Source organism: Selenobaculum gibii (genome assembly GCF_030273445.1).
Classification (GTDB): Bacteria; Bacillota; Negativicutes; order ICN-92133; family ICN-92133; genus Selenobaculum; species Selenobaculum gibii.
Map to the genome: position 1 here is coordinate 1119089 of NZ_CP120678.1, position 21977 is coordinate 1141065.

The 21977-nt window shown below is 37.4% G+C and carries 22 protein-coding genes and 3 tRNA genes; all 25 read left to right on the plus strand.

The genetic code is table 11. From position 1 onward, the window contains the following. Window positions 1-190: 190 nt before the first annotated feature. The 25 genes from P3F81_RS05315 to P3F81_RS05435 all read left to right on the plus strand — a co-directional run bounded on the left by P3F81_RS05315 (window position 191) and on the right by P3F81_RS05435 (window position 21871). A complete protein-coding gene (locus P3F81_RS05315) occupies window positions 191-1150 on the plus strand; it encodes an aspartate carbamoyltransferase catalytic subunit (RefSeq protein ID WP_147670668.1) in 960 nt (319 codons plus the stop codon). Next, on the plus strand, window positions 1134-2423 hold the full coding sequence (locus tag P3F81_RS05320) for a dihydroorotase (protein WP_147670665.1): 1290 nt from the start codon (window positions 1134-1136) through the stop codon (window positions 2421-2423). The genes P3F81_RS05315 and P3F81_RS05320 overlap by 17 nt, the downstream gene beginning before the upstream one ends. A 20-nt stretch (window positions 2424-2443) precedes the next feature. After that, window positions 2444-3508, plus strand: coding sequence for a glutamine-hydrolyzing carbamoyl-phosphate synthase small subunit (gene carA / locus P3F81_RS05325; RefSeq protein WP_147670663.1), 1065 nt, complete (start codon window positions 2444-2446; stop codon window positions 3506-3508). Window positions 3509-3511: 3 nt separating this feature from the next. After that, window positions 3512-6736, plus strand: a complete 3225-nt coding sequence (carB, locus tag P3F81_RS05330; RefSeq protein ID WP_147670661.1) for a carbamoyl-phosphate synthase large subunit — start codon at window positions 3512-3514, stop codon at window positions 6734-6736. Beyond that, on the plus strand, window positions 6729-7490 hold the full coding sequence (locus tag P3F81_RS05335; protein ID WP_309320731.1) for a dihydroorotate dehydrogenase electron transfer subunit: 762 nt from the start codon (window positions 6729-6731) through the stop codon (window positions 7488-7490). The genes carB and P3F81_RS05335 overlap by 8 nt, the downstream gene beginning before the upstream one ends. Beyond that, a complete protein-coding gene (locus P3F81_RS05340) occupies window positions 7490-8413 on the plus strand; it encodes a dihydroorotate dehydrogenase (protein ID WP_147670657.1) in 924 nt (307 codons plus the stop codon). The genes P3F81_RS05335 and P3F81_RS05340 overlap by 1 nt, the downstream gene beginning before the upstream one ends. Window positions 8414-8429: 16 nt before the next feature. After that, complete coding sequence (gene pyrF / locus P3F81_RS05345; RefSeq protein ID WP_147670655.1) at window positions 8430-9146, plus strand: orotidine-5'-phosphate decarboxylase; 717 nt, start codon at window positions 8430-8432, stop codon at window positions 9144-9146. Continuing rightward, window positions 9143-9724 (plus strand): orotate phosphoribosyltransferase, encoded by a 582-nt coding sequence (gene pyrE, locus P3F81_RS05350; protein WP_147670653.1) that lies wholly within the window; start codon window positions 9143-9145, stop codon window positions 9722-9724. Before pyrF ends, pyrE begins: the two co-directional genes overlap by 4 nt. Before the next feature lie 202 nt (window positions 9725-9926). Continuing rightward, window positions 9927-10003, plus strand: a tRNA-Asp gene (locus P3F81_RS05355). A gap of 5 nt (window positions 10004-10008) precedes the next feature. Next, window positions 10009-10083 (plus strand) — tRNA-Gly (locus P3F81_RS05360). Between the two features lie 11 nt (window positions 10084-10094). Further along, window positions 10095-10170: transfer RNA gene (locus P3F81_RS05365), tRNA-Trp, on the plus strand. A gap of 163 nt (window positions 10171-10333) precedes the next feature. Continuing rightward, entirely contained in the window at window positions 10334-10756 is a 423-nt protein-coding gene (locus P3F81_RS05370) for an RrF2 family transcriptional regulator (protein WP_147670651.1), read from the plus strand. A gap of 13 nt (window positions 10757-10769) precedes the next feature. After that, window positions 10770-11957, plus strand: a complete 1188-nt coding sequence (gene nifS, locus P3F81_RS05375; RefSeq protein WP_147670649.1) for a cysteine desulfurase NifS — start codon at window positions 10770-10772, stop codon at window positions 11955-11957. A gap of 25 nt (window positions 11958-11982) precedes the next feature. Beyond that, window positions 11983-12372, plus strand: coding sequence for a Fe-S cluster assembly scaffold protein NifU (gene nifU / locus P3F81_RS05380; RefSeq protein ID WP_147670647.1), 390 nt, complete (start codon window positions 11983-11985; stop codon window positions 12370-12372). An 18-nt stretch (window positions 12373-12390) separates the two neighbouring features. Then, window positions 12391-13494: a tRNA 2-thiouridine(34) synthase MnmA gene (gene mnmA / locus P3F81_RS05385; RefSeq protein ID WP_147670645.1), complete on the plus strand. Its 1104-nt coding sequence runs from the start codon at window positions 12391-12393 to the stop codon at window positions 13492-13494. Between the two features lie 186 nt (window positions 13495-13680). Beyond that, on the plus strand, window positions 13681-13878 hold the full coding sequence (locus P3F81_RS05390) for a YrzR-like zinc ribbon domain (RefSeq protein WP_147670643.1): 198 nt from the start codon (window positions 13681-13683) through the stop codon (window positions 13876-13878). A 118-nt stretch (window positions 13879-13996) separates the two neighbouring features. Next, window positions 13997-14230: a hypothetical protein gene (locus tag P3F81_RS05395; protein WP_147670641.1), complete on the plus strand. Its 234-nt coding sequence runs from the start codon at window positions 13997-13999 to the stop codon at window positions 14228-14230. Between the two features lie 218 nt (window positions 14231-14448). Continuing rightward, on the plus strand, window positions 14449-17067 hold the full coding sequence (gene alaS, locus P3F81_RS05400) for an alanine--tRNA ligase (protein ID WP_147670639.1): 2619 nt from the start codon (window positions 14449-14451) through the stop codon (window positions 17065-17067). A gap of 118 nt (window positions 17068-17185) precedes the next feature. Then, entirely contained in the window at window positions 17186-17437 is a 252-nt protein-coding gene (locus P3F81_RS05405; RefSeq protein WP_147670637.1) for an IreB family regulatory phosphoprotein, read from the plus strand. Between the two features lie 18 nt (window positions 17438-17455). Continuing rightward, window positions 17456-17869, plus strand: a complete 414-nt coding sequence (gene ruvX / locus P3F81_RS05410; protein ID WP_147670635.1) for a Holliday junction resolvase RuvX — start codon at window positions 17456-17458, stop codon at window positions 17867-17869. A 90-nt stretch (window positions 17870-17959) separates the two neighbouring features. Further along, window positions 17960-18280 (plus strand): DUF1292 domain-containing protein, encoded by a 321-nt coding sequence (locus P3F81_RS05415; protein ID WP_147670633.1) that lies wholly within the window; start codon window positions 17960-17962, stop codon window positions 18278-18280. A 548-nt stretch (window positions 18281-18828) separates the two neighbouring features. Then, window positions 18829-19848 carry an endolytic transglycosylase MltG gene (gene mltG, locus P3F81_RS05420; RefSeq protein WP_147670631.1) on the plus strand — a complete coding sequence of 340 codons (1020 nt, stop codon included), beginning with the start codon at window positions 18829-18831 and terminating at the stop codon, window positions 19846-19848. Window positions 19849-19850: 2 nt separating this feature from the next. Then, a complete protein-coding gene (locus P3F81_RS05425) occupies window positions 19851-20459 on the plus strand; it encodes an O-methyltransferase (protein WP_147670629.1) in 609 nt (202 codons plus the stop codon). Beyond that, window positions 20446-21699: a peptidase U32 family protein gene (locus P3F81_RS05430; protein ID WP_309320735.1), complete on the plus strand. Its 1254-nt coding sequence runs from the start codon at window positions 20446-20448 to the stop codon at window positions 21697-21699. The genes P3F81_RS05425 and P3F81_RS05430 overlap by 14 nt, the downstream gene beginning before the upstream one ends. After that, entirely contained in the window at window positions 21665-21871 is a 207-nt protein-coding gene (locus P3F81_RS05435) for a DUF4911 domain-containing protein (RefSeq protein WP_147670626.1), read from the plus strand. The genes P3F81_RS05430 and P3F81_RS05435 overlap by 35 nt, the downstream gene beginning before the upstream one ends. Window positions 21872-21977: the final 106 nt, after the last annotated feature.

Below are 21977 nucleotides of genomic sequence, written 5' to 3' on the forward strand. Positions count from 1 at the left end.
ATTATAAACAAGATATTAATACAAATATTGAAGCACGGGTGTTATTGCTTTATATTTTGCAAATACTATCCTTTAAATGTGATCCAGAGAGGTCGGCAAGGAAGGTGATTTTGGTGGTTTATTCTGCCAGCAAAGCCTATGTAACTCCTTGCCGTTGGCAGGGAGTTTATTATTAGGAGGAGTGATTAGTTTGGGAAAAAACAATATTTCTTTACGAGGCAAAAGTATTCTAGGTCTAGAATATTTATCTGAGGATGAAATGAATCTGGTTTTAGACACTGCAAAAGAAATGAAAAATATTATTAACCGAGATATAAAAAAGGTGCCAGCTCTACGAGGCAAATCTATTATAAATTTATTTTATGAACCAAGCACAAGAACGCGTACCTCCTTTGAATTAGCAGGAAAATATCTTGGTGCTGATGTTGTAAATATTACAGCGAGTACAAGTAGTATCGTAAAGGGTGAAAGTTTACGTGATACACTCCTTACTGTAGAGGCAATGGGGGTAGATGCAATTGTTATGCGTCATAAAGCCGAAGGAGCAGCCGAATATGCTGATAAAGTAGTAAGCCCAGCAATTATTAATGCTGGTGATGGCGCACATGCACATCCATCACAAGGGTTGTTAAATATGTTTACAATTAAAGAACATAAAAATAAAATAAAAGGATTAAAGGTGGCTATACTCGGAGATATTTTACATAGTCGAGTAGCACGTTCTGATATTTGGGGATTAAGGAAAATGGGTGCAGAAGTTCATATTGCTGGTCCGAAAACTTTGTTGCCTAGATTTATTGAGAATGAAAAAGGAATATTTGTTCATGACAGGATTGAAGATGCAGTAGAAAATGCTGATGTAATCAATGTGTTAAGAATTCAATTAGAACGGCAGAAAACAGGTTTATTCCCATCACCGCGCGAATATGCACGGATTTTCGGACTAAATAAAGAAAGATTATCAAGAGCTAAGGACGATGTACTTGTTTTACATCCGGGGCCAATGAATCGTGGTCTTGAAATTTCACCTGATGTCGCTTACTGTAATCATTCGGCAATTCAAGAACAAGTGCAAAATGGTGTAGCAATCCGTATGGCTTTATTAACTTTAGTACTGATGGGAGGGAAAAGCCTTGAAATTAATGATTAGAAATGGACGGGTAATTGATCCTGTACAACAAATAGATAAAATTACTGATGTGTTGATTGAAGACGGGAAAATTGCGAAAATAGGAAGTCGTATTGCAGCGAAAGATGCGGAGGTTTTTGATGCTACGGGGCTCGTAATTGCACCGGGATTAATAGATATGCATATTCATTTACGTGAACCAGGGCAAGAGGCAAAAGAGGACGTAGGTTCAGGTACAAGGGCAGCGGCAGCAGGCGGCTTTACAACGGTTGCTTGCATGCCGAATACGAGACCGGTTGTTGATGCTGCAATTTTAGTAAATGGATTAAAAGAGCGGGTAAGACAAGAAGGTGTTGTAAAAGTTGAAGTGATTGGGGCATTAAGCAAAGGGCAAGAAGGTAAAGAGTTAGCTGAAATTGGTGATATGGCTGAATGTGGTGCAGTGGCATTTTCTGATGATGGACATTATGTTGCGAATGCAAAACTGTTGTTAAATGGGTTAGATTACTTACGAACCTTTGACAAAATTATCATTTCTCATGCGGAGGAGGATTCCTTGGTAGAGGATGGAATCATGAATGAGAGCCTTCACTCGGCAATGTTGGGAATGAAAGGTCGTCCAACCGTGGCAGAAGATATCGCAGTAGCAAGGGATATTTTATTGGCAGAGTATGCAGATGCAAAGATTCATATTGCACATATCAGCACAAAAGGGGCAGTTGAATTAGTACGTCAAGCAAAAAAACGTGGGGTGAAAGTTACGGCAGAGGTTACACCACATCATCTAACATTAACTGATGATGTAGTAAATAACTTTGATACTTCGACAAAAGTAAATCCTCCATTACGGACGGCTGAACATGTCCAAGCGATGGTGGAAGGATTAAAGGATGGAACAATTGATGCGATTGTAACAGATCATTCTCCACATGCTTTTGAAGAAAAAGACCGTGAATATCGCTTTGCACCAAGCGGGTTCCCTGGTCTAGAGACGGCTTTAGGCGTAATCCTCACATCGCTCTATCATAGCGGAAAATTCTCTCTTCCAGAAATCATCGAAAAAATGTCAAGTAATCCCGCAAAAGTCTTTAACTTAAACCGAGGCAGTCTCGAAGTTGGCAAAGTGGCAGATGTTGTTATCTTTGATCCAGAACTAGAATGGGCTGTTGATGATAAAAAATTCTATACACGGGGAACGCACTGTCCATTCGTTGGTAAGACGTTAAAAGGAAAAGCGGTAGCAACAATCGTAAATGGTAAAATTGTGATGAAAAATGGACAAATTACTTGTTAATATATCACGGAGGTGTTAGTTTGAAAGGGAAATTAATCTTAGAAGATGGTTCAGTATTTCCAGGAACATTATTAAATGATGTGCAATCGACTGGTGAAGTTGTTTTTAATACAGGAATGAGTGGGTATCAAGAGATTCTTACAGATCCATCTTATTGTAGTCAGATTGTTACGTTAACTTATCCGATGATTGGAAACTATGGAGTTGCCGATGTTTTTAATCAAGCGCGTAAACCGTTTGTCAATGGATTTGTTATTGGCGAACTTTGTATAAATCCAAGCAACTGGCAAATCCAAAGTCAATTAAGCGACTTTTTAACAGAAAATAAAATTCCTTGTATTTACGGTGTAGATACAAGAGCAATTACACGAAAAATTCGTTCTGCTGGTACGATGAAAGGTGTTATCGTGAAGGAAACTGCAACGCAGCCAGAAATCGATACCTTGTTTAAGGTACCAATTAAACGTGATGTCGTAGCTGAAGTTACGACGCCCAATGTATATAAAATGGAGAATAATGGGCCGGATGTTGTGGTGATGGACTTTGGGATAAAACAAAATATCCTTAAAGGGCTTCATAAAATTGGTTGCAATTTGACGATTGTACCAGCCGATACGACCGCTGAAGAGATTTTAACAATGAATCCAGACGGGATTTTCCTTTCTAATGGTCCCGGAGATCCAAAGGACTTGAAAGAAATTATTGGCGAAGTGAAAAAACTGCTTGGCAGAAAGCCTATGTTTGGAATCTGTTTAGGACATCAATTGCTTGCATTAGCACTTGGGGCAGATACTTATAAATTGAAATTTGGTCATCGTGGATCAAATCAACCAGTAAAAAATCTTCTCACAGGGCGTGTGCATATTTCCTCACAAAACCATGGGTATGCAGTTGATGAAAAATCTTTGGCAAATTTACCTGTGCAAGTGACGCACCGTGCTGTAAATGATGGAACGGTCGAGGGGATTCGTCATAATGACTTACCTATTTTCTCGGTACAATATCACCCAGAAGCATCACCTGGGCCAGATGATAATACCTACTTATTTGATGAATTTTGGACGATGCTAACAAAGGGGGAATAATCCGTGCCAAAAAAAGAATATTTGCGTAAAGTACTTGTTATCGGTTCAGGGCCTATTATTATTGGGCAGGCAGCAGAATTTGACTATGCGGGAACACAAGCTTGTCGTGCATTAAAAGAAGAAGGTTTAGAAGTTGTATTGGTAAACAGTAATCCGGCAACGATTATGACAGATGCCAATATTGCAGATAGAGTTTATATAGAACCGCTTACACCGGAATTTTTAGAGGAAGTAATCAGCAAAGAAAGACCGGATGGCTTATTGGCTACGTTAGGTGGTCAAGCGGGGTTAAACCTTGCGGTAACATTAGCAGAACAAGGTGTGCTGGAAAAATATGAAGTAGAATTATTGGGTACTTCACTTGAGGCAATCAAGAAAGCAGAAGATCGCGAATTATTTAAAGAAACGATGGAAAAATTGGGTGAGCCAATTCCTGAAAGTACAATTGTTGAGGATGTAGCTTCGGCGGTTGCCTTTGCGAAAAAAATTGGCTATCCGATTATCGTGCGTCCTGCTTATACAATGGGCGGTACTGGCGGCGGCATTGCCGATAATGAAGAAGATTTAATTGCCATTGTTATTCGTGGATTAAAATATAGTATGATTGGGCAAGTATTGATTGAACGCAGTGTTGCAGGCTGGAAAGAAATTGAATACGAGGTAATGCGTGATTCAAATGACAACTGTATCACTGTATGTAATATGGAAAACTTTGACCCTGTTGGTGTGCATACTGGTGATAGTATCGTTGTTGCGCCAACCCAGACATTAAGTGATCACGAATTCCAAATGCTTAGAAGCGCTTCACTTAGAATCATTCGTGAATTAGGAATTGAAGGTGGTTGTAATGCACAATATGCCTTAGACCCAAATAGTGATCGGTACTATGTAATCGAAGTAAATCCACGTGTAAGTCGTTCTAGTGCACTGGCGTCTAAAGCTACTGGTTACCCAATTGCGAAAGTCGCAAGTAAAATTGCGATCGGGTATCATTTGGATGAAATCGTAAATGCAGTTACACAAAAAACGATGGCGTGCTTTGAACCGTCGCTTGATTATTGTGTAGTGAAATTTCCACGTTGGCCATTTGACAAGTTTGTATTTGCTGACAGAGAACTAGGTACGCAAATGAAAGCAACAGGCGAAGTTATGTCGATTGACCGTTCCTTTGAAGGCGCGATTCTAAAAGCTGTCCGCTCATTGGAAATCGGTGTGAATCGTTTGCATATGGATGATATGGACAGTTGGTCTGATGCGAAAATCATGGATGCTTTGAAAAATAAAGATGATGAACGTATTTTTGTTATTGCTGAAGCACTTCGTCGTGAGATTGCAACAGTAGATGAAATTCATACGATTACAAAAATTGATATATGGTTCTTATGGAAAATCTATAATATTGTAACGGTAGAAAATCGTATTGCCAAAGAAGAGTTAACGGAAGAATTGATGCTTGCGGCAAAGAAAATTGGTTTAGCTGATCGTTCTATTGCAGAAATCTGCGGTAAAGATATGATGGAAATCAGAAAGATTCGTAAATCTTTTGACATTCATCCTTGTTATAAAATGGTAGATACGTGCGCGGCTGAATTTGAAGCAGCAACGCCATATTATTATTCTACGTATGCACAAGAAGACGAAGTGATTACATCAGATAAGCGAAAAGTGATGGTACTTGGATCAGGGCCAATTCGAATTGGACAAGGGGTTGAGTTTGATTATTGTTCTGTTCACTCGGTATGGGCGTTGCGTGAAATGGGAATAGAATCTATCATCGTAAATAACAATCCAGAAACGGTAAGTACAGATTTTGATACTTCTGATAGACTTTATTTCGAGCCATTAACAGCAGAAGATGTATTAAATATTATTGATAAAGAAAAACCAGAAGGGGTAATCGTTCAGTTTGGTGGACAGACAGCGATTAACTTAGCGGGTGCTTTAGCAAAAGCTGGTGTAAAAGTATTTGGTACCTCAGTAGATGATATCGATAGGGCGGAAGATCGTGAACGTTTTGATGAACTATTAGAAAACAGCGGTATTCCACGGCCGAAAGGTGTAAGTGTAACTACTCCGGATGATGCGATTGTTGCAGCGAATGAGATTGGATATCCAGTAGTAGTACGTCCATCTTATGTACTTGGTGGAAGAGCAATGGAGATTGTTTATAACGAAGAAGAATTGCGGGATTATATGGGACGTGCAGTAAAAGTAACACCCGAGCATCCTGTATTAGTTGACCGTTATATGCAAGGTACGGAAGTTGAGGTCGATGCGATCTCCGATGGAACTGATGTAATGATTCCAGGCATTATGGAACATATTGAACGTGCTGGTGTACATTCTGGTGATAGTATTGCGGTATATCCACCACAAACATTATCGGCAAAAATAATTTTCACTATTATTGACTACACAAAACGCTTAGCTACGGGGTTGAATGTAAAAGGATTACTTAACATTCAATATGTAGTAATGGATGACAAAGTGTATGTAATCGAAGTAAATCCCCGTTCTAGCCGTACGATTCCATTCCTAAGTAAAGTCACTGATGTAAAAATGGTGAATGTAGCAACGCGTGTTGCTATGGGGCAAACATTAAAATCTATGGGGTACAAAACGGGTTTATTGCCAGAGAAACCACATATTGCAGTAAAAGCCCCTGTATTCTCTTTTGCTAAAATGCAAGATGTAGATATTTCACTTGGACCTGAAATGAAGTCTACTGGGGAAGTTATGGGGATTGATTACCATTATGCGAGAGCCTTATATAAAGCGATTACTGGCGCTGGTATGAACATCCCAACACAAGGTACGATTTTGTTCACGGTTGCTAATAAGGACAAAGAGGAAGTAAAACAATTAGCAAAAGCGTTTGCTGACTTAGGTTTCCAACTTGTTGCAACGGCAGGTACTGCGAAAACAATTAATGAATTAGGCATTAATGTAGAAGTTGTAAATAAAGTACATGAAAATAAACCGGATATTATCAAAATGATTAAAACTGGTAAAATTAATATGGTTATCAATACCTTAACGCAAGGTCGTGGCTCTGAACGTGATGGATTTAAAATTCGTCGTGCAACGGTAGAACATGCGATTCCATGCTTAACCTCTATGGATACAGCTTGGGAAGTATTAAGAGTTTTAGACTTTATGCGTGAACGTCGCCTTGTATATACACTAGCATTACAAGATTATGTTGGTGGAGGGGATTCTCTTGCCTAAATATGCAATTGATGGTGAGATTTTAACTAATGCATTTATTTCTGATGGTGTAAAAGAAGTTGTGATTTCTGTCCCTGAGATTGCACGGCAGTCGAAAGCTGGACAATTTGTTCATCTTAAAATTGCCCAGACGGAATTACTGCGCCGACCAATTAGTATTTCAGATGTAGATGATAAAGCTGGTACTTTGCATTTGATTTATCGAATTGTTGGCAAAGGGACAAAGATGCTGTCAACTTTGCGAAAAGGTGATATTGTTAATTGCCTTGGACCTTTAGGTAATGGCTTTGATTTGAATTGTCAGCGCCCACTTTTAGTGGGCGGTGGCATGGGAATCGCGCCTCTTATTTATTTGGCAAAACAATTTAATCCTCAAAGTACATCTATTTTACTTGGTGGGAAAAATACGGTAGAAATGTTTTGGAAAGATTGCTTTAAGAAGTTAGCTCAGCAAATTTATGTTACGACGGATGATGGCTCTATTGGTTTTAAAGGGTTTACGGTAGATTTACTTCCGGAATTGCTTAGGGAAAATGAATATGATCGTATTTATGTTTGTGGTCCGCATATCATGATGGAAGGCGTAGCAAAAATTGCAAAACAGAGTAATATTCCTTGTCAGGTTTCTTTAGAAAAATATATGGCATGTGGAATTGGCGCATGTCTTTCATGTACGTGTGAAAGTAAAAATGGTGGAAAGCGTAAAAAGGTATGTACAGATGGACCTGTATTTTGGGCTGAGGAGGTATTGTGATGAAGCAGAAAGATATGCTCACAGTTGAAATTGCAGGAATAAAGATGAAAACGCCTGTGATGACAGGTTCAGGAACCTTTGGTTTTGGTGAAGAATATGCGGATTTTCTTGACTTAAATGAAATCGGGGCAATTGTAGTAAAAGGAACGACTTTGTTGCCACGAAGTGGAAATCCAGGTGTACGCATTGCGGAAACACCTAGTGGAATGCTAAATTGCATCGGTTTAGAAAACCCGGGTGTAGACTATTTTTTAAGTGATATTTTACCTCGAATAAAACAATATCGTGCGCCAATTATTGTGAATATGTCTGGAAGTAGCGTTGAAGAATATGGTGTACTTGCGAAACGTCTTGATGTAGATGGTGTAGCTGCTGTTGAGCTTAATATATCTTGTCCTAATGTAAGAGAAGGCGGAATCGCTTTTGGAACAAATAGGGATAGTGCGACTGCGGTCGTTCGTGAAGTAAAAGCAAATACCAAAAAGCCTGTAATCGTGAAATTATCGCCGAATGTTACTGATATTGTTGATATGGCGTTAGCCGTTGAAGCGGCTGGTGCAGATGCAATTTCCATGATTAATACGTTGATTGGAATGGCGATTGATATTAAAATGCAAAGACCTATTTTAGGCAATGTAATTGGTGGTTTATCTGGACCAGCTGTTAAACCTGTAGCTTTGCGGATGGTATGGCAAGTTTCACAAGCAGTAAAAATACCGATTATCGGTATGGGCGGGATTGCAAGTAGTGAAGATGCAATTGAGTTTTTGTTAGCTGGTGCAAGTGCAGTGGCGGTAGGAACTGCAAATTTTGTGAATCCAGCGATTGCAAAAGAAGTTGCAGATGGTATTCAAGAATACTTAAAAGATCATCAATTGTCCAATGTAAAGGAACTTGTTGGACAGTTAAAGGTAAATAAATAAAATATGGAGGTTTGCGATGGCAGATCATAGATTAATTGTAGCCTTAGACTTTCATAATATGGATAAAGTTAAAGCGCTTGTCACGGAACTAGGGGACAGTGTGATCTATTATAAGGTTGGTATGGAGCTGTTTTATAGTGTGGGAACGGAAGTGATTGCGTATTTACGCGAGCAAAAAAAAGAAATTTTTCTTGATTTAAAGCTACATGATATTCCCAATACGACGGCTCAAGGCTTGGCTTCATTGATGAAACTTGGCGTTACTATGCTGAATGTACATGCAACAGGCGGGTATACAATGATGAAAACCGCTGTAGAAAATTTAGAAAAACAAGCGTCTACCTTAAATACACCAAGACCAAAGCTGATCGCTGTAACTATTTTAACGAGTATGAATGAAACTGATTGGCAAGGTTTAGGTCAGACAATGAAAATTCAGGAACAAGTGGTGCGATTGGCTAAGCTTACCAAAGAGGCTGGGTTAGATGGTGTAGTGGCATCGCCCCGTGAAGCTGCATTGATTCGTCAGGCTTGTGGAGATGATTTTCTTATTGTTACTCCAGGTGTTCGTCCTGTTGGTGCAGCGGTCAATGATCAAAGTCGTATTGCTACGCCAGCAAGTGCATTAGAAAATGGTGCGAGTCATCTCGTTGTGGGGCGCCCAATTACAGCGGCTGATGATCCGAAAGCAGCGGCGCAAAAAATAATTGCAGAAATGGAGACGATACAATGACGGAAGCAGAAGTAAAAGAACTTTTTATCCAAACTGGGGCGATTATGGAAGGCCATTTTCTTTTAACGTCAGGATTACATAGTCCGATGTACGTTGAAAAGTTTCAAGTATTACAACATCCAAAGCATACGGAAAGTTTATGTAAGGCGTTAGCTGATAAATTTGCCGATCAAAACATAGAGGTAGTAGTTGGGCCTGTAACAGGAGGTATTTTACTTGCACATGAGGTAGGAAAAGCTTTAGGAACAAGAGCGATTTTTACTGAACGTGAAGATGGGAAAATGACGTTTCGCCGTGGATTTAAATTGGCAAAGGGTGAAAGAGTCTTAATTGTTGAAGATATCGTAACAACAGGTGGTTCGGTAAAAGAGGTTGTTGATGCGGTAAAAGCGCAAGGTGGTATTCCTGTCGGAATCGGTATGCTTGTAAATCGCAGTGGTGGTAAAGTTGATTTTGGTGGGGTGCCATACCAAGCGCTATTAAACTTAACAGTAACTACTTACAAACCAGAAGCATGTCCATTATGCCAGGCTGGAGAGCCAATGACAAAACGTGGTAGCCGTAATTTAAATAAATAATTTATTTTTGTGCATAGGAATATTATGATTGTTTCTATGCACAAATTTATTTAATATATAATTTTAGTATTTATAATAGAGCAGGTAGAGTAAATTCTCGTTTGTGTATTTTTCTTTAGGTAAATTTGTTTTATATAAAAGTAATTGACAATTAGATATATTTAGTTTAAAATATTTAATTGTCAGGCTGATTATATAGTGTGGCCCGGTAGTTTAGTTGGTTAGAATGCCGCCCTGTCACGGCGGAGGTCAGGGGTTCAAGTCCCCTTCGGGTCGCCATTTATGCGGAAATAGCTCAGTGGTAGAGCATCGCCTTGCCAAGGCGAGGGTCGCGAGTTCGAATCTCGTTTTCCGCTCCAAAAGTACATATAGGGGTATAGCTCAATTGGTAGAGTAGTGGTCTCCAAAACCATTGGTTGAGGGTTCAAGTCCTTCTGCCCCTGCCAGACTAAATCTTAAGAATTCCGTAAGGAATTCTTTTTTTATATTCAAATGAAAGATTTCGATGAATAAAATCTCTTTACAAGATAAAAAATATTTGATATATTAATACTCATAAAACCGATTGTTTTAGTCGGAAATAAAAAGTGATAACAGGAGAGATGGTTTGTGAAGTTATCAACGAAAGGGCGCTATGGTGTAGCTGCAATGTATGAGCTTGCTCTGCATTATGGTGAAGGTCCAATTTCATTGAAAAGTATTGCGCAAAAACAAGGAATTTCTGAGCATTATTTAGAACAATTGATTTGTACTTTGCGCAACTCTGGTTATGTAACGAGTATTCGTGGTGCTCAGGGTGGATATATTTTAGCAAAAGATCCTAAAGGTATTACCGTTGGTGATATTATCACTGCAATGGAGGGTCCGATTGCTCTTGTTGATTGTTTGCTTACAGATGCAGAAGATAATCGTTATTGTAAAAAGGCTGGAGCTTGTGTTACACGTGGTGTATGGGCAAAGGTTTGCGATAGCATTAATGAAGTTTTGAATTCCATCACATTAGCGGATTTATGCCGTGAAGAAAAGAAATAAGGAGATGGCTCTAATGAGAAAAATTTATTTTGACCATGCAGCAACGACTCCAACGGATGAAAGTGTTGCTAAGGCAATGATTGAATATATGACAACGAAGTTTGGAAACCCTTCTAGTGTTCATGCCTTTGGGCGTGAAGTACGCAAAGAGGTAACTGAAGCGCGTGAAGCAGTTGCTGATTTAATTGGTGCAGCAAATAGTAATGAAATATTTTTTACAAGTGGTGGAAGTGAAAGTGATAACTTTGCTTTAAAAGGAATTGCATTTGCAAACCAAAGACGCGGGAATCATATTATTACTTCGCAAATTGAACATCATGCGGTTTTGCATACTTGCCAATGGCTGGAAAAACATGGATTTGAAGTTACCTATTTACCAGTGGATGAATACGGCATGGTTCGTTTAGAAGATGTAAAAGCAGCAATTACCGAAAAGACGATTTTAATTAGCATAATGTTTGCCAATAATGAGGTTGGTACGATTGAACCAATCAAAGAAATTGGTGCGATTGCAAAAGAAAAAGGGATTTATTTTCATACGGATGCGGTACAAGCTGTGGCAAATGTACCAATTCATGTACAGGAGATGAATATTGATTTATTATCTTTGTCTGGACATAAATTTTATGGGCCGAAAGGAATCGGTGCACTTTATATTAGACGTGGCGTGAAAATCGAAGCGGTTCAAATGGGTGGGGCGCAAGAGCGAAACTTACGTGCCGGAACAGAAAATGTGCCAGCGATTGTTGGCTTAGGAATTGCGGCGCGTAATGCAAAACGCGATTTAGAAGAAAAAGCGGCGCGGTTAGCAAGCTTGCGTGATAAATTGATTCAGGGAATTCAAGAAAAAATTACAAATGTAAAATTAAATGGACATCCAACAAAACGCTTACCGGGTAACGTGAACTTAAGTTTTCGTTTTATCGAGGGTGAAGCATTGCTATTGAATTTGGATATGAAAGGGATAGCAGCTTCAAGTGGGTCTGCTTGCACATCGGGGTCGTTAGATCCATCCCATGTTTTATTAGCACTAGGGCTGACTCATGAAACAGCGCATGGCTCACTTCGTATAACTTTAGGGAAAATGAATACGGAAGAAGATATTGATTACACTTTGGAGGTTTTACCTGAAATTGTGAATAGACTTCGTAGTATGTCGATGCTTTGTGAAGAAAACTCTGAAGGTTTAATGAAAAAATAAAAAAAGATTAGAAGAGGTGTTAGTTATGGCAGAAGGTGTATACACAGAAAAAGTGATGGATCATTTTGCAAATCCTCGTAATGTAGGGGAAATTAAAGATGCTGATGGTGTAGGCGAGGTTGGCAATGCAAAATGTGGCGATATTATGCGTATTTATTTAAAGGTAGAAGATAATATTATTAAGGATGTTAAATTTAAAACTTTTGGATGTGGAGCAGCGATTGCAACAAGTAGTATGGTTACTGAGATGGTAATGGGGAAAACTTTAGAAGATGCTTTAACCGTGACAAATCAAGCAGTAGCAGAAGCTTTGGGAGGACTTCCTCCAGTAAAAATGCATTGTTCAAACTTAGCTGCAGATGCAATGCATAAAGCGATACAGGATTATATGAAGAAACACGCGAAAGCGGAGTAAGAAAGGTGATTCATCAATATGTGTGCTAAACCCAAAGTGGTTGTAGCCATGAGCGGAGGGGTAGATAGTTCTTTAACTGCTGCCCTTCTTGCACATGAGGGCTACGAGGTAATCGGTGTTACGATGCGTCTCAGTGATGATAGTCGTGATTTTGATATAGATGCTGATCGAGGCTGTTGTTCTTTATCAGCGGTTGATGATGCAAGAAGAGTTGCAGATACAATTGGAATTCCTCATTATGTAATGAACTTTCGTGATATGTTTCAAGAAAAAGTGGTAGATTATTTTATTTCTGAATATGCAAAAGGAAAAACACCAAATCCATGTATTGCTTGTAACCGCTATGTTAAATTTGAAGGGCTGCTTAAGCGATCGCTTGAATTAGGGGCAGAATTTGTAGCTACTGGGCATTATGCGAGGATTGAACGAGATGAAAATACAGGGCGATATGTGTTACGTAAAGGGATTGATGTGACGAAAGACCAATCTTACGCACTTTATCACTTAAATCAAAAAACATTGCATCATTTTATGATGCCGCTTGGTAAGTATACAAAAATAGAGACACGGAAAATGGCGGCCGAGTTTAATTTACCGGTAGCCAATAAACCTGATAGTCAAGAAATTTGTTTTGTACCGAATGATGATTATAAAGCTTATTTGGAGGATAAAGCGCCGAAAGTATTAAAGGCTGGCGATATTGTTGATATTGAGGGCAACGTATTAGGGCGACATAAAGGTGTTCCATTATATACGATTGGGCAAAGAAAAGGATTGGGAATTGCGGCGTCTAATCCATTGTATGTCATCGGCTTAGATATGCAAAAAAATCGGGTGATTGTTGGTAGTAACACAGAGGTATTTGCTGATGAATTAATTGCAACCGATTTAAATTTGATTACGGTAGATGAGATTACAGAGCCTCTTAGCGTTGCGGCAAAAGTAAGATATGGAGCTAAGGAAGGCGCGGCTGTGATTACGCCGATAAATAAAGATATTATTCGTGTGAAGTTTGCTGAAAAACAGCGTGCGATAACTCCAGGCCAATCTGTTGTTTTTTATGATGGGGAAAATGTGGTTGGCGGTGCGACAATTATTAAATCCGTAGTGCGTAAAAGCTAGTTATTGGTTCTTGTAAGGATCTTTTTAGATAGGACAGCAATGGTTTAACGCTTTATCTTTGTTTAAACGAGATAAAAAATTTTATTTACTTATCAATAAAATTCGTTTATATTGGTAATAATATTAGTACGGTTGTATTGACAAGCGAAAATTCTTTACATATTTTTGTAAAGGCGTGAGGTGAGAATGGTGCTTGTTTGTCCTGTTTGTGGCGAACGTGGCATAGGTAAGGTTGGTATTGGTCAATATTATTGTAAGGACTGTTGTATAGAGTTTGAATGTAAAAATGATACAATAAAGATATACAATGTTCAAGATGACGGTACGTTAATTGCTATACCAGAGGATTCCACACTAAAAGATAATGTAGAGGTTGCTCAATAAAACATAAAGAATATATCTTTTAGATATATTCTTTATGTTTTATTGTATATTTATTGCGCTTTATAGAAAAACTACAGGAAGAAGGATTGCAAAACTCATAAGGGAGGCAATAAATATTATGCAGGGGAAATTTTTGCAAGGTGTATTTTGGGGCGGTATTATGGGGGCTGTAGTTGCAATGAATTGGGATAAACTAGCGCAGAAATGTCCAATAATGAATGAATTGAAAAAATTTGTAGGAGATGAACAATCAGATTGTCATTGTTCTTCACATAATCATGAGCATAAGTCGAGAAATAAATCACGCAAGTATATTCAAGCACGTAGCCATCGAATTTTAAAAGATTTGTAAGAAAAAATATCAGCTGACAAATGTTGGCTGATATTTTTCTTGTTATTTTATAAATATTTTAGCTTTGTGCTACCTTTTTTATGTTTTTTTATGGTATTATATAAAAATACGGTTTATTATGTCTAGGTTATGCTAAGTAGGTTAAGCGTTGACTTTATTGAATAAATTTCGTATAATATTTTGGATAATTCCCTAAACAGTAGTGGAGGTAGATTGTTTTGAAATTTATGAGTGGAAGGGAACTGCGCGAGAAATATTTGCAGTTTTTTGCTAGTAAGGAACATTTAAGATTACCAAGTGCATCGTTAATACCAGAAAACGATCCCACTTTATTAATGATAGGTGCAGGAATGGCACCATTTAAACCTTTTTTTACTGGAAAAATGAAGCCCCCTCATACGCGAATTACGACAAGTCAAAAATGCGTAAGAACGGGTGATATAGAAAACGTTGGGCGTACAGCTAGACATCAAACTTTCTTCGAAATGTTAGGAAACTTTTCTTTTGGCGACTATTTTAAACGTGAAGCAATTCATTGGGCGTGGGAGTTTTTAACTGAGCATTTAGAAATGCCGAAAGATAAATTATGGGTAACGATTTATCCAGATGATGAAGAAGCGTATAAAATTTGGGCCGAAGAAATTGGCGTAAACCCTGAACATATTGTAAAGCTAGAAGATAATTTTTGGGAGATTGGGCCAGGCCCATGTGGTCCATGTTCAGAAATCTATATAGATTTAGGTGAAGAACGTGGTTGCGGAAGTCCAGATTGTGCAGTAGGATGCGATTGTGACCGTTTCTTAGAGATTTGGAATCTTGTCTTTACTCAATTTGATAGGGATGAAGAAGGAAATTACTCTCCACTTGAAAAGAAAAATATTGATACAGGTGCGGGATTAGAGCGTCTTGCATCAGTATTACAAAATAAACGATCTAATTTTGAAACGGACTTACTTTTCCCAATTATTGAGTATGCAAGTAATGTATCTAATGTTGCATATGGGACAAATGAAAAAAATGATATTTCACTTAAAGTTATTGCCGACCATGCAAGAAGCATGACAATTATGATTTTAGATGGTATTTTGCCTTCTAATGAAGGTCGTGGCTATGTACTTAGAAGAATTATTCGCAGAGCGATTCGCCATGGTCGTTTATTGGGAATTGAAAGTGCATTTCTAACTGGTGCTGTAGATGCAGTTGTTGAAATTTTTGATGAAGTTTTTCCAGAATTATTAGAAAAACAAGATTATATTAAAAAGGTAATTAGTTTAGAAGAAGAACGTTTCCATACAACTTTAGTACAAGGTATGGAATTGTTAAATCATCATATCGATGAATTAAAACAAGCAGATAAAGTAGTACTTAGTGGGGAAGCTGCATTTAAGTTATATGATACGTTTGGTTTTCCTTGGGAGCTAACTGCTGAAATTCTTGAAGAGAATGGTCTTTCTTTAGATAAAGAAGCTTTTGATAAAGCCATGACGCAGCAAAGAGAACGTGCACGTGCAGCACGCCAAGAAAATCAACGTATTTCTATTCCGGATTTAAGTGGGCTTGATACAGAAAAACTTACTTTTGATATGAGAGCTCAATCGGCACAGGTTATTTGCATTTGGAAAGATGGAGAAATGGTTGATAATGCAAATGATGGGGAAGAGGCTGGAATTATCCTTGATGTTACACCTTTCTATGCAGAGGGTGGCGGACAGGTTGGAGACAGCGGTGTATTTGAGACGGAATTAGGCAAGGTTGAAGTTGCAGCAGCGAAAAAATTACCGAATGGTACGATTTATCATATTGGATATGTTGTAGAGGGGACCATTAAGGTTGGTGATATAGTAACAATTGCTATTGATATGTCAGCGAAAAAAGCTACGGCGCGCAATCATACGGCAACACATTTATTGCAAGCTGCATTAAAGCGTGTGCTTGGTGCGCATGTAAATCAAGCGGGGTCATCTGTTAGTCCAGAACGTTTACGTTTCGACTTTTCACATTTTGAGCCAGTTACAGCAGAGCAGATGCAAGAAGTTGAGAAAATTGTAAATAATGTGATTTTTTCAGCTACCGATGTTGAAATCTTTGAAACTTCACAAGATGAAGCAAAAGCTATGGGGGCTATGGCTTTATTTGGGGAGAAATATGGAGACAGAGTTCGCGTTGTATCTGTTGGTGATTATAGTAAAGAGTTGTGCGGTGGAACTCATGTTGATAATGTAGCAATGATTGGTACATTTAAAATTATTAGCGAAGCTGGAGTAGCATCAGGAGTGCGGCGTATTGAAGCGATTACTGGTGCGGCAGCATTAGAATACTTTAATGGAAAATTGGCTACATTAAATACAGTTTCTGATATGTTAAGAACTCGTCCAGAAGAAATTGTTGCGCGCTTGGATGCAGTTTTAGCTAATGTAAAAGAGCTAGAGCATAGCTTAAACGAATTGAGTGCGATGAAAGCGAAAGCAGAAGCACAAAAACTACTGTTAGCGGTACAAGACTTTGGCGGAGTTCCAGCAATTATCGGTAAAGCTCAAGTTGCTGATATGGATGAATTAAGAAATTTAGCTGATCTTACTTGTGATAAATTAAATGGTGGTTTAGTTGTTCTTGCAGCTGTCGGCGACGAAAAAGTAAACTTTGTCGTCAAAGTTAGCAAAGAAGCAGTTAAAAAAGGAATCCATGCAGGGAATATTGTGAAAGCGACAGCCAAAGTTGCTGGTGGTGGCGGTGGTGGTCGTCCGGATATGGCGCAAGCCGGTGGTAAAATGCCAGAAAAAACGGGCGAAGCTTTCGATATGGCAGTTGCAACTATTAAGGAGCAACTTGGTATTTAATGAAAATAAATAGGGCAGATAAATATCTGTCCTATTTTTATATTTTGAAGGGAAATAGTAGGTCAAGCACGAATATATATGTAATATAAGTCGATACTATTGGAGAGGGTGATGCTAGATGGCAAATATGGAAGAAACAATGATGTTTAGAGTAGGAACAGAAGATGCTCCGAAGGCGTCTGTTGTGATTGAAGAAGCATGCCAAGCTATGCGGGAAAAGGGATATAATCCAATTAATCAATTAGTTGGATATTTACTCTCTGGAGATCCTACCTACATTACGAGTTATAATAATGCCAGAAGTAAGATCAGAAAGATAGAACGTGATGAACTTTTAGAAGAGTTTATACGATCTTATATTGAGAAATAGGATTTGTAAGGAGAAAAAATGCGAATATTAGGACTCGATGTAGGGGATAAAACGATCGGCATAGCCGTAAGTGATGCCTTGATGATTACTGCACAAGGAGTGGAGACTATACGTCGAACTTCTTTAGAGCGAGATTTGAAAAGATTACAAGAATTAATGGCAGAATATGAAACAAATCAATTACTTATTGGAATGCCAAAAAATATGAATGGAACAATTGGTCCGCGAGCTGAATTTGTAAAGGCATTTGCTGAATTAATTGTTGACAAAATTGAAGGAACAAAAATTATTTTTTGGGATGAAAGACTTTCGACAGTAGCAGCAACGAAGTCTTTGATTGCTGCAGATGTCAGCAGAGCAAAAAGACGCAAGGTGATAGACAAAATGGCAGCTGTCTTTATATTACAGGGATATTTAGATAGTAGAGGCTGAATCTTTCTTGACAGCTAAACTTTTCTAGTATACTATGAAGGGGCAAAGTTTGTTAAGAATATAAGAAAATAATTTAATGAGGTGAATTAAATGGTTGATAAAGAAAAAGAAGTTATTGATGAACAAGATGAATTAGTTGTTGTCATGACAGATGAAGAGGGAAATGAATTTTACTATCGTGAAGAACTTATCATTCCTGTTGGCGATAAAAAATTTGCACTTTTAGTTGGTATTAATGAAGATGAAGAGCATGACTGTGGATGTGATTGTGGTTGTGACGATGAAGATGTTTTCATTGCTAGAATTGATTTGGACGAAAATGGTGAAGAAGTTTATGTAGATCCTACAGATGAAGAATTTGAAGAAGTACAAAAAGCCTATGACGAATTAATGGCTGAGGAAGAAGAATAACAATAACATAAGAGTGAGATGTTCTAATCAGTTAGATTCTTTTTAAGTATTGTAGTTTGAGACGATTATGATACTGAATTTAAATTAAATAAGGTTTAATTACATTTTAAATCGGGGATTTTTCCCCGATTTTTTTATGTGATTATCTTTAAAATAATGTTTTTTTTTGTTATAATCAATAAGATATAATGTTGGATTTTGTATCATTTTTATAATGTAAGACTTAACTCAAGGGAAGATTTAGATTGTGCGCATTTATTTAAAGATTAGTTGCCCTTAACTCTAATTATAGAAAAAGCAATTTGTGAAGTAACGCAGTGAAATCTTTGATTTTGTATGAGTCGCTTACTTTTGTTAGATGAATAGTAATCATCGAATAAATTAAAGATTTTCTGTAAGATAGTGAATTCATAAAATGAAAGTAGAGATGATTTACATAGAGTCAATATCAATTATTTTATTAAGCATATAGGATTGAATATTAATGTTACTAAAGAAGATTTATAAAATGTAATTAATTTAATTGGAATTCATTTGGGGGTGAAGGGATGCTAGAGATAAGGAAAAATGAACAACAAATATCCACATGGATTATTTTAAGTGTTTTTTTAGCATTTTCTTTTTTTATGTTTACCTACGGTGTTATGCATCAGACGCATGTAAAGCATCATGGAGATGTTTATATTACAGTAAAATCTGGGATGTCTGCAGAAGATGTAGCAAATTTACTTTATGAACGAAATGTGATTGATAGTGTGATTGGATTTAAAATCATTGCAAAAATGAATGGTTTAGATAGTCAATTAAAAGCTGGTGAATATGCTTTTTCAAAAGATATGTCATACAGTACAATCGTTGATATACTTGTAAAAGGAGAAATCGCTGCTAATGAAATTAGAGTTACGGTTCCAGAAGGATATAATATCAACCAAATTGGTAAGATATTAGAAGAAAAAGGGATAACAACACAAAAAGATTTTGAAAAAGCCGCAAAAGATTTTGCTCCATATGAATATATTTCTTTAGATTCTCAAGCGCAGTATCGTGTAGAAGGGTTTTTGTTCCCTGAAACCTATCAGTTTTCACGTAAACAGTCATCAAAAGAAATTCTTGGCATTATGACAAAGGAATTTAATGATAAATTGACGGAAGAGATGAGAGAGCGCGCAAATCAAATGGGACTTTCTATTCGAGAGCTTGTTATTTTGGCTTCTTTAGTCGAAAAAGAGGCGCAAGTGGATGAAGATAGACCAATTATTGCGCAAGTATTCATGAATCGTTTAAAAGAGCATATGCCTTTGCAATCATGTGCGACAATTCAGTATATTCTAGGTTTTCCTAAGCCGGAATTATCATTACAAGATACAAAAATAGAATCTCCATACAACACGTATCAAAATATGGGGTTGCCGCCGGGCCCGATTGCAAACCCAGGAGTAGAATCAATCAAGGCAGTTTTATATTCAACACCAACAGATTATTTATATTTTGTTGCTGATAAGAATGGAAAGCACCATTTTAGCAAAACATATGAAGAACATCTTCTAGCGATAGATAGGATAGGATAAAAATGGATTTGTTATTAAAAAAAATGGAAGAGTATGCGAAGGAATATAGAGTTCCGATTATTAATGAAAATGGTAAAAGAGTATTAGTCTCAGTTATTGGTGAAAAAAAACCTAAAAAAGTATTAGAAATAGGAACTGCTATTGGGTATTCTGCATTATTAATTGCGCAGCATAGTGATCCAGAGATAAAAATTCTTTCTTTAGAATTAGATGAACAACGTGCTGAAGTTGCGAGTAGCTTTCTCTCGGAGTCGTCATATGAGGATAAAATTGAAATTCGGCAAGGGGATGCAGCGCAAATACTTAATACGTTAACTGATTTTTATGATGTTATTTTTATTGATGCAGCGAAAGGTCAGTATCCATACTATTTTAAACAAGCTTTATCATTACTTGCTAAAGATGGCGTTATTATAGCAGATAATGTTTTATTTAGAGGCTATGTCGAAAGCAGTGAGAAGCCACCAAGACGTTATAAAACAATTGTGAATCGATTACGAGAATATATAAAAATGGCTACAGAACATCCTGAGTTTGAGACAAAAATTCATCATGATGGAGATGGGTTAGCTGTTTCTTATCATAGGGGGAAAAATAGTGAAGAAACCTGAGTTATTAGCTCCGGCAGGAAATTTAGAAAAATTGAAAATGGCATTAATTTATGGTGCAGATGCGGTTTTTTTAGGCGGAAAGGCTTTTGGACTACGTGCATTTGGTGGAAACTTTACAGAAGAGGAATTAAAGGAAGGCGTGGAGTTTGCTCATGAAATGGGCAAAAAAGTATATGTGACAGTAAATATATATGCGCATAATAGTGATTTGGGAAAATTACCAGAATACTTAAAATACCTTGAGTCTATTCGGGTAGATGCTATTTTAGTTGCAGATTTGGGAGTGTTTCAAATCGCGAAGCAAGTTGCGCCTAATCTGCATATTCATATTAGCACTCAAGCGAATAATACGAATTGGGCTTCTGTTCAAGCTTGGAAAGATATGGGCGCTTCTCGAGTGGTATTAGCACGAGAGTTATCGATAAATGAGATTGCTGAAATTCGAGAAAAATGTAATGTTGAATTAGAAATGTTTGTACATGGTGCAATGTGTATTTCTTATTCAGGGCGTTGCCTAATGAGTAATTATTTTACAGGAAGAGATGCAAATCGTGGGAGTTGTGCGCAATCTTGCCGCTGGAAGTATAGTTTAGTGGAAGAAAAGCGCCCGGGTGAATTTATCCCTGTATTTGAGGATGAACGTGGTACGTATATTTTTAATTCAAAAGATATGTGTTTGTTACCATATATTGATCAGGTGATAAAAAGTGGTGTTGATAGTTTAAAAATTGAAGGTCGGATGAAAAGTGTTCATTATGCATCTAGTGTTGTGAAAGCTTATCGCCTGGCGATTGATAGTTATTTTGCAGATCCAGATGCGTTTGAGATTAAAGATGAATGGTTAGATGAATTGCAAAAGGTTTCTCACCGTGAATATACAACTGGATTTTATTTTCATAGGCCGACAGAAAAAGATCAGATTTATGGTTCGTCCTCTTATATACAGACAAGCGATTTTATTGGACTTGTTCTTAGCTATGATGAACCTACAGGGTTTGCAATTGTTGAGCAACGTAACAACATGAAAATCGGTCAGGAGATTGAAGTTATTCAACCTAAGGGGAAGACTTTTAAACAAAATATTGATATAATGTTAAATGATGAAGATGTGGCAATCGAAGTAGCGCCACATGCACAACAGATAATAAAAATAAAAATGAATGAACCGGTAGAGCCATATGCAATGTTAAGGCGTAAGGAGAATTATGAAAGAGCTAGTCAAAATAAAGATAGATCCTAAAGATATTAACTTTTTCAATAGAATAATGGAAGGCTATGAATATTTAGGAACAGTTAGTACGATTAATAATAAAGAGGGAATTGTAATCGTTAGAACAACACCTGATACTTTTAAGGAAGTAGAAGAGGTAATCACGAATTTACCATTTCATTATTCTTTAATAGAAGAATAATGAAGGGGGAAAACCTTTTTCAATGTAGATTCCGCAATCCAATCTCTAAGAATTCATTTCTTTTGTTTGAGAAGCAAGAAGAGACATTGTGAATTATTGTATAATT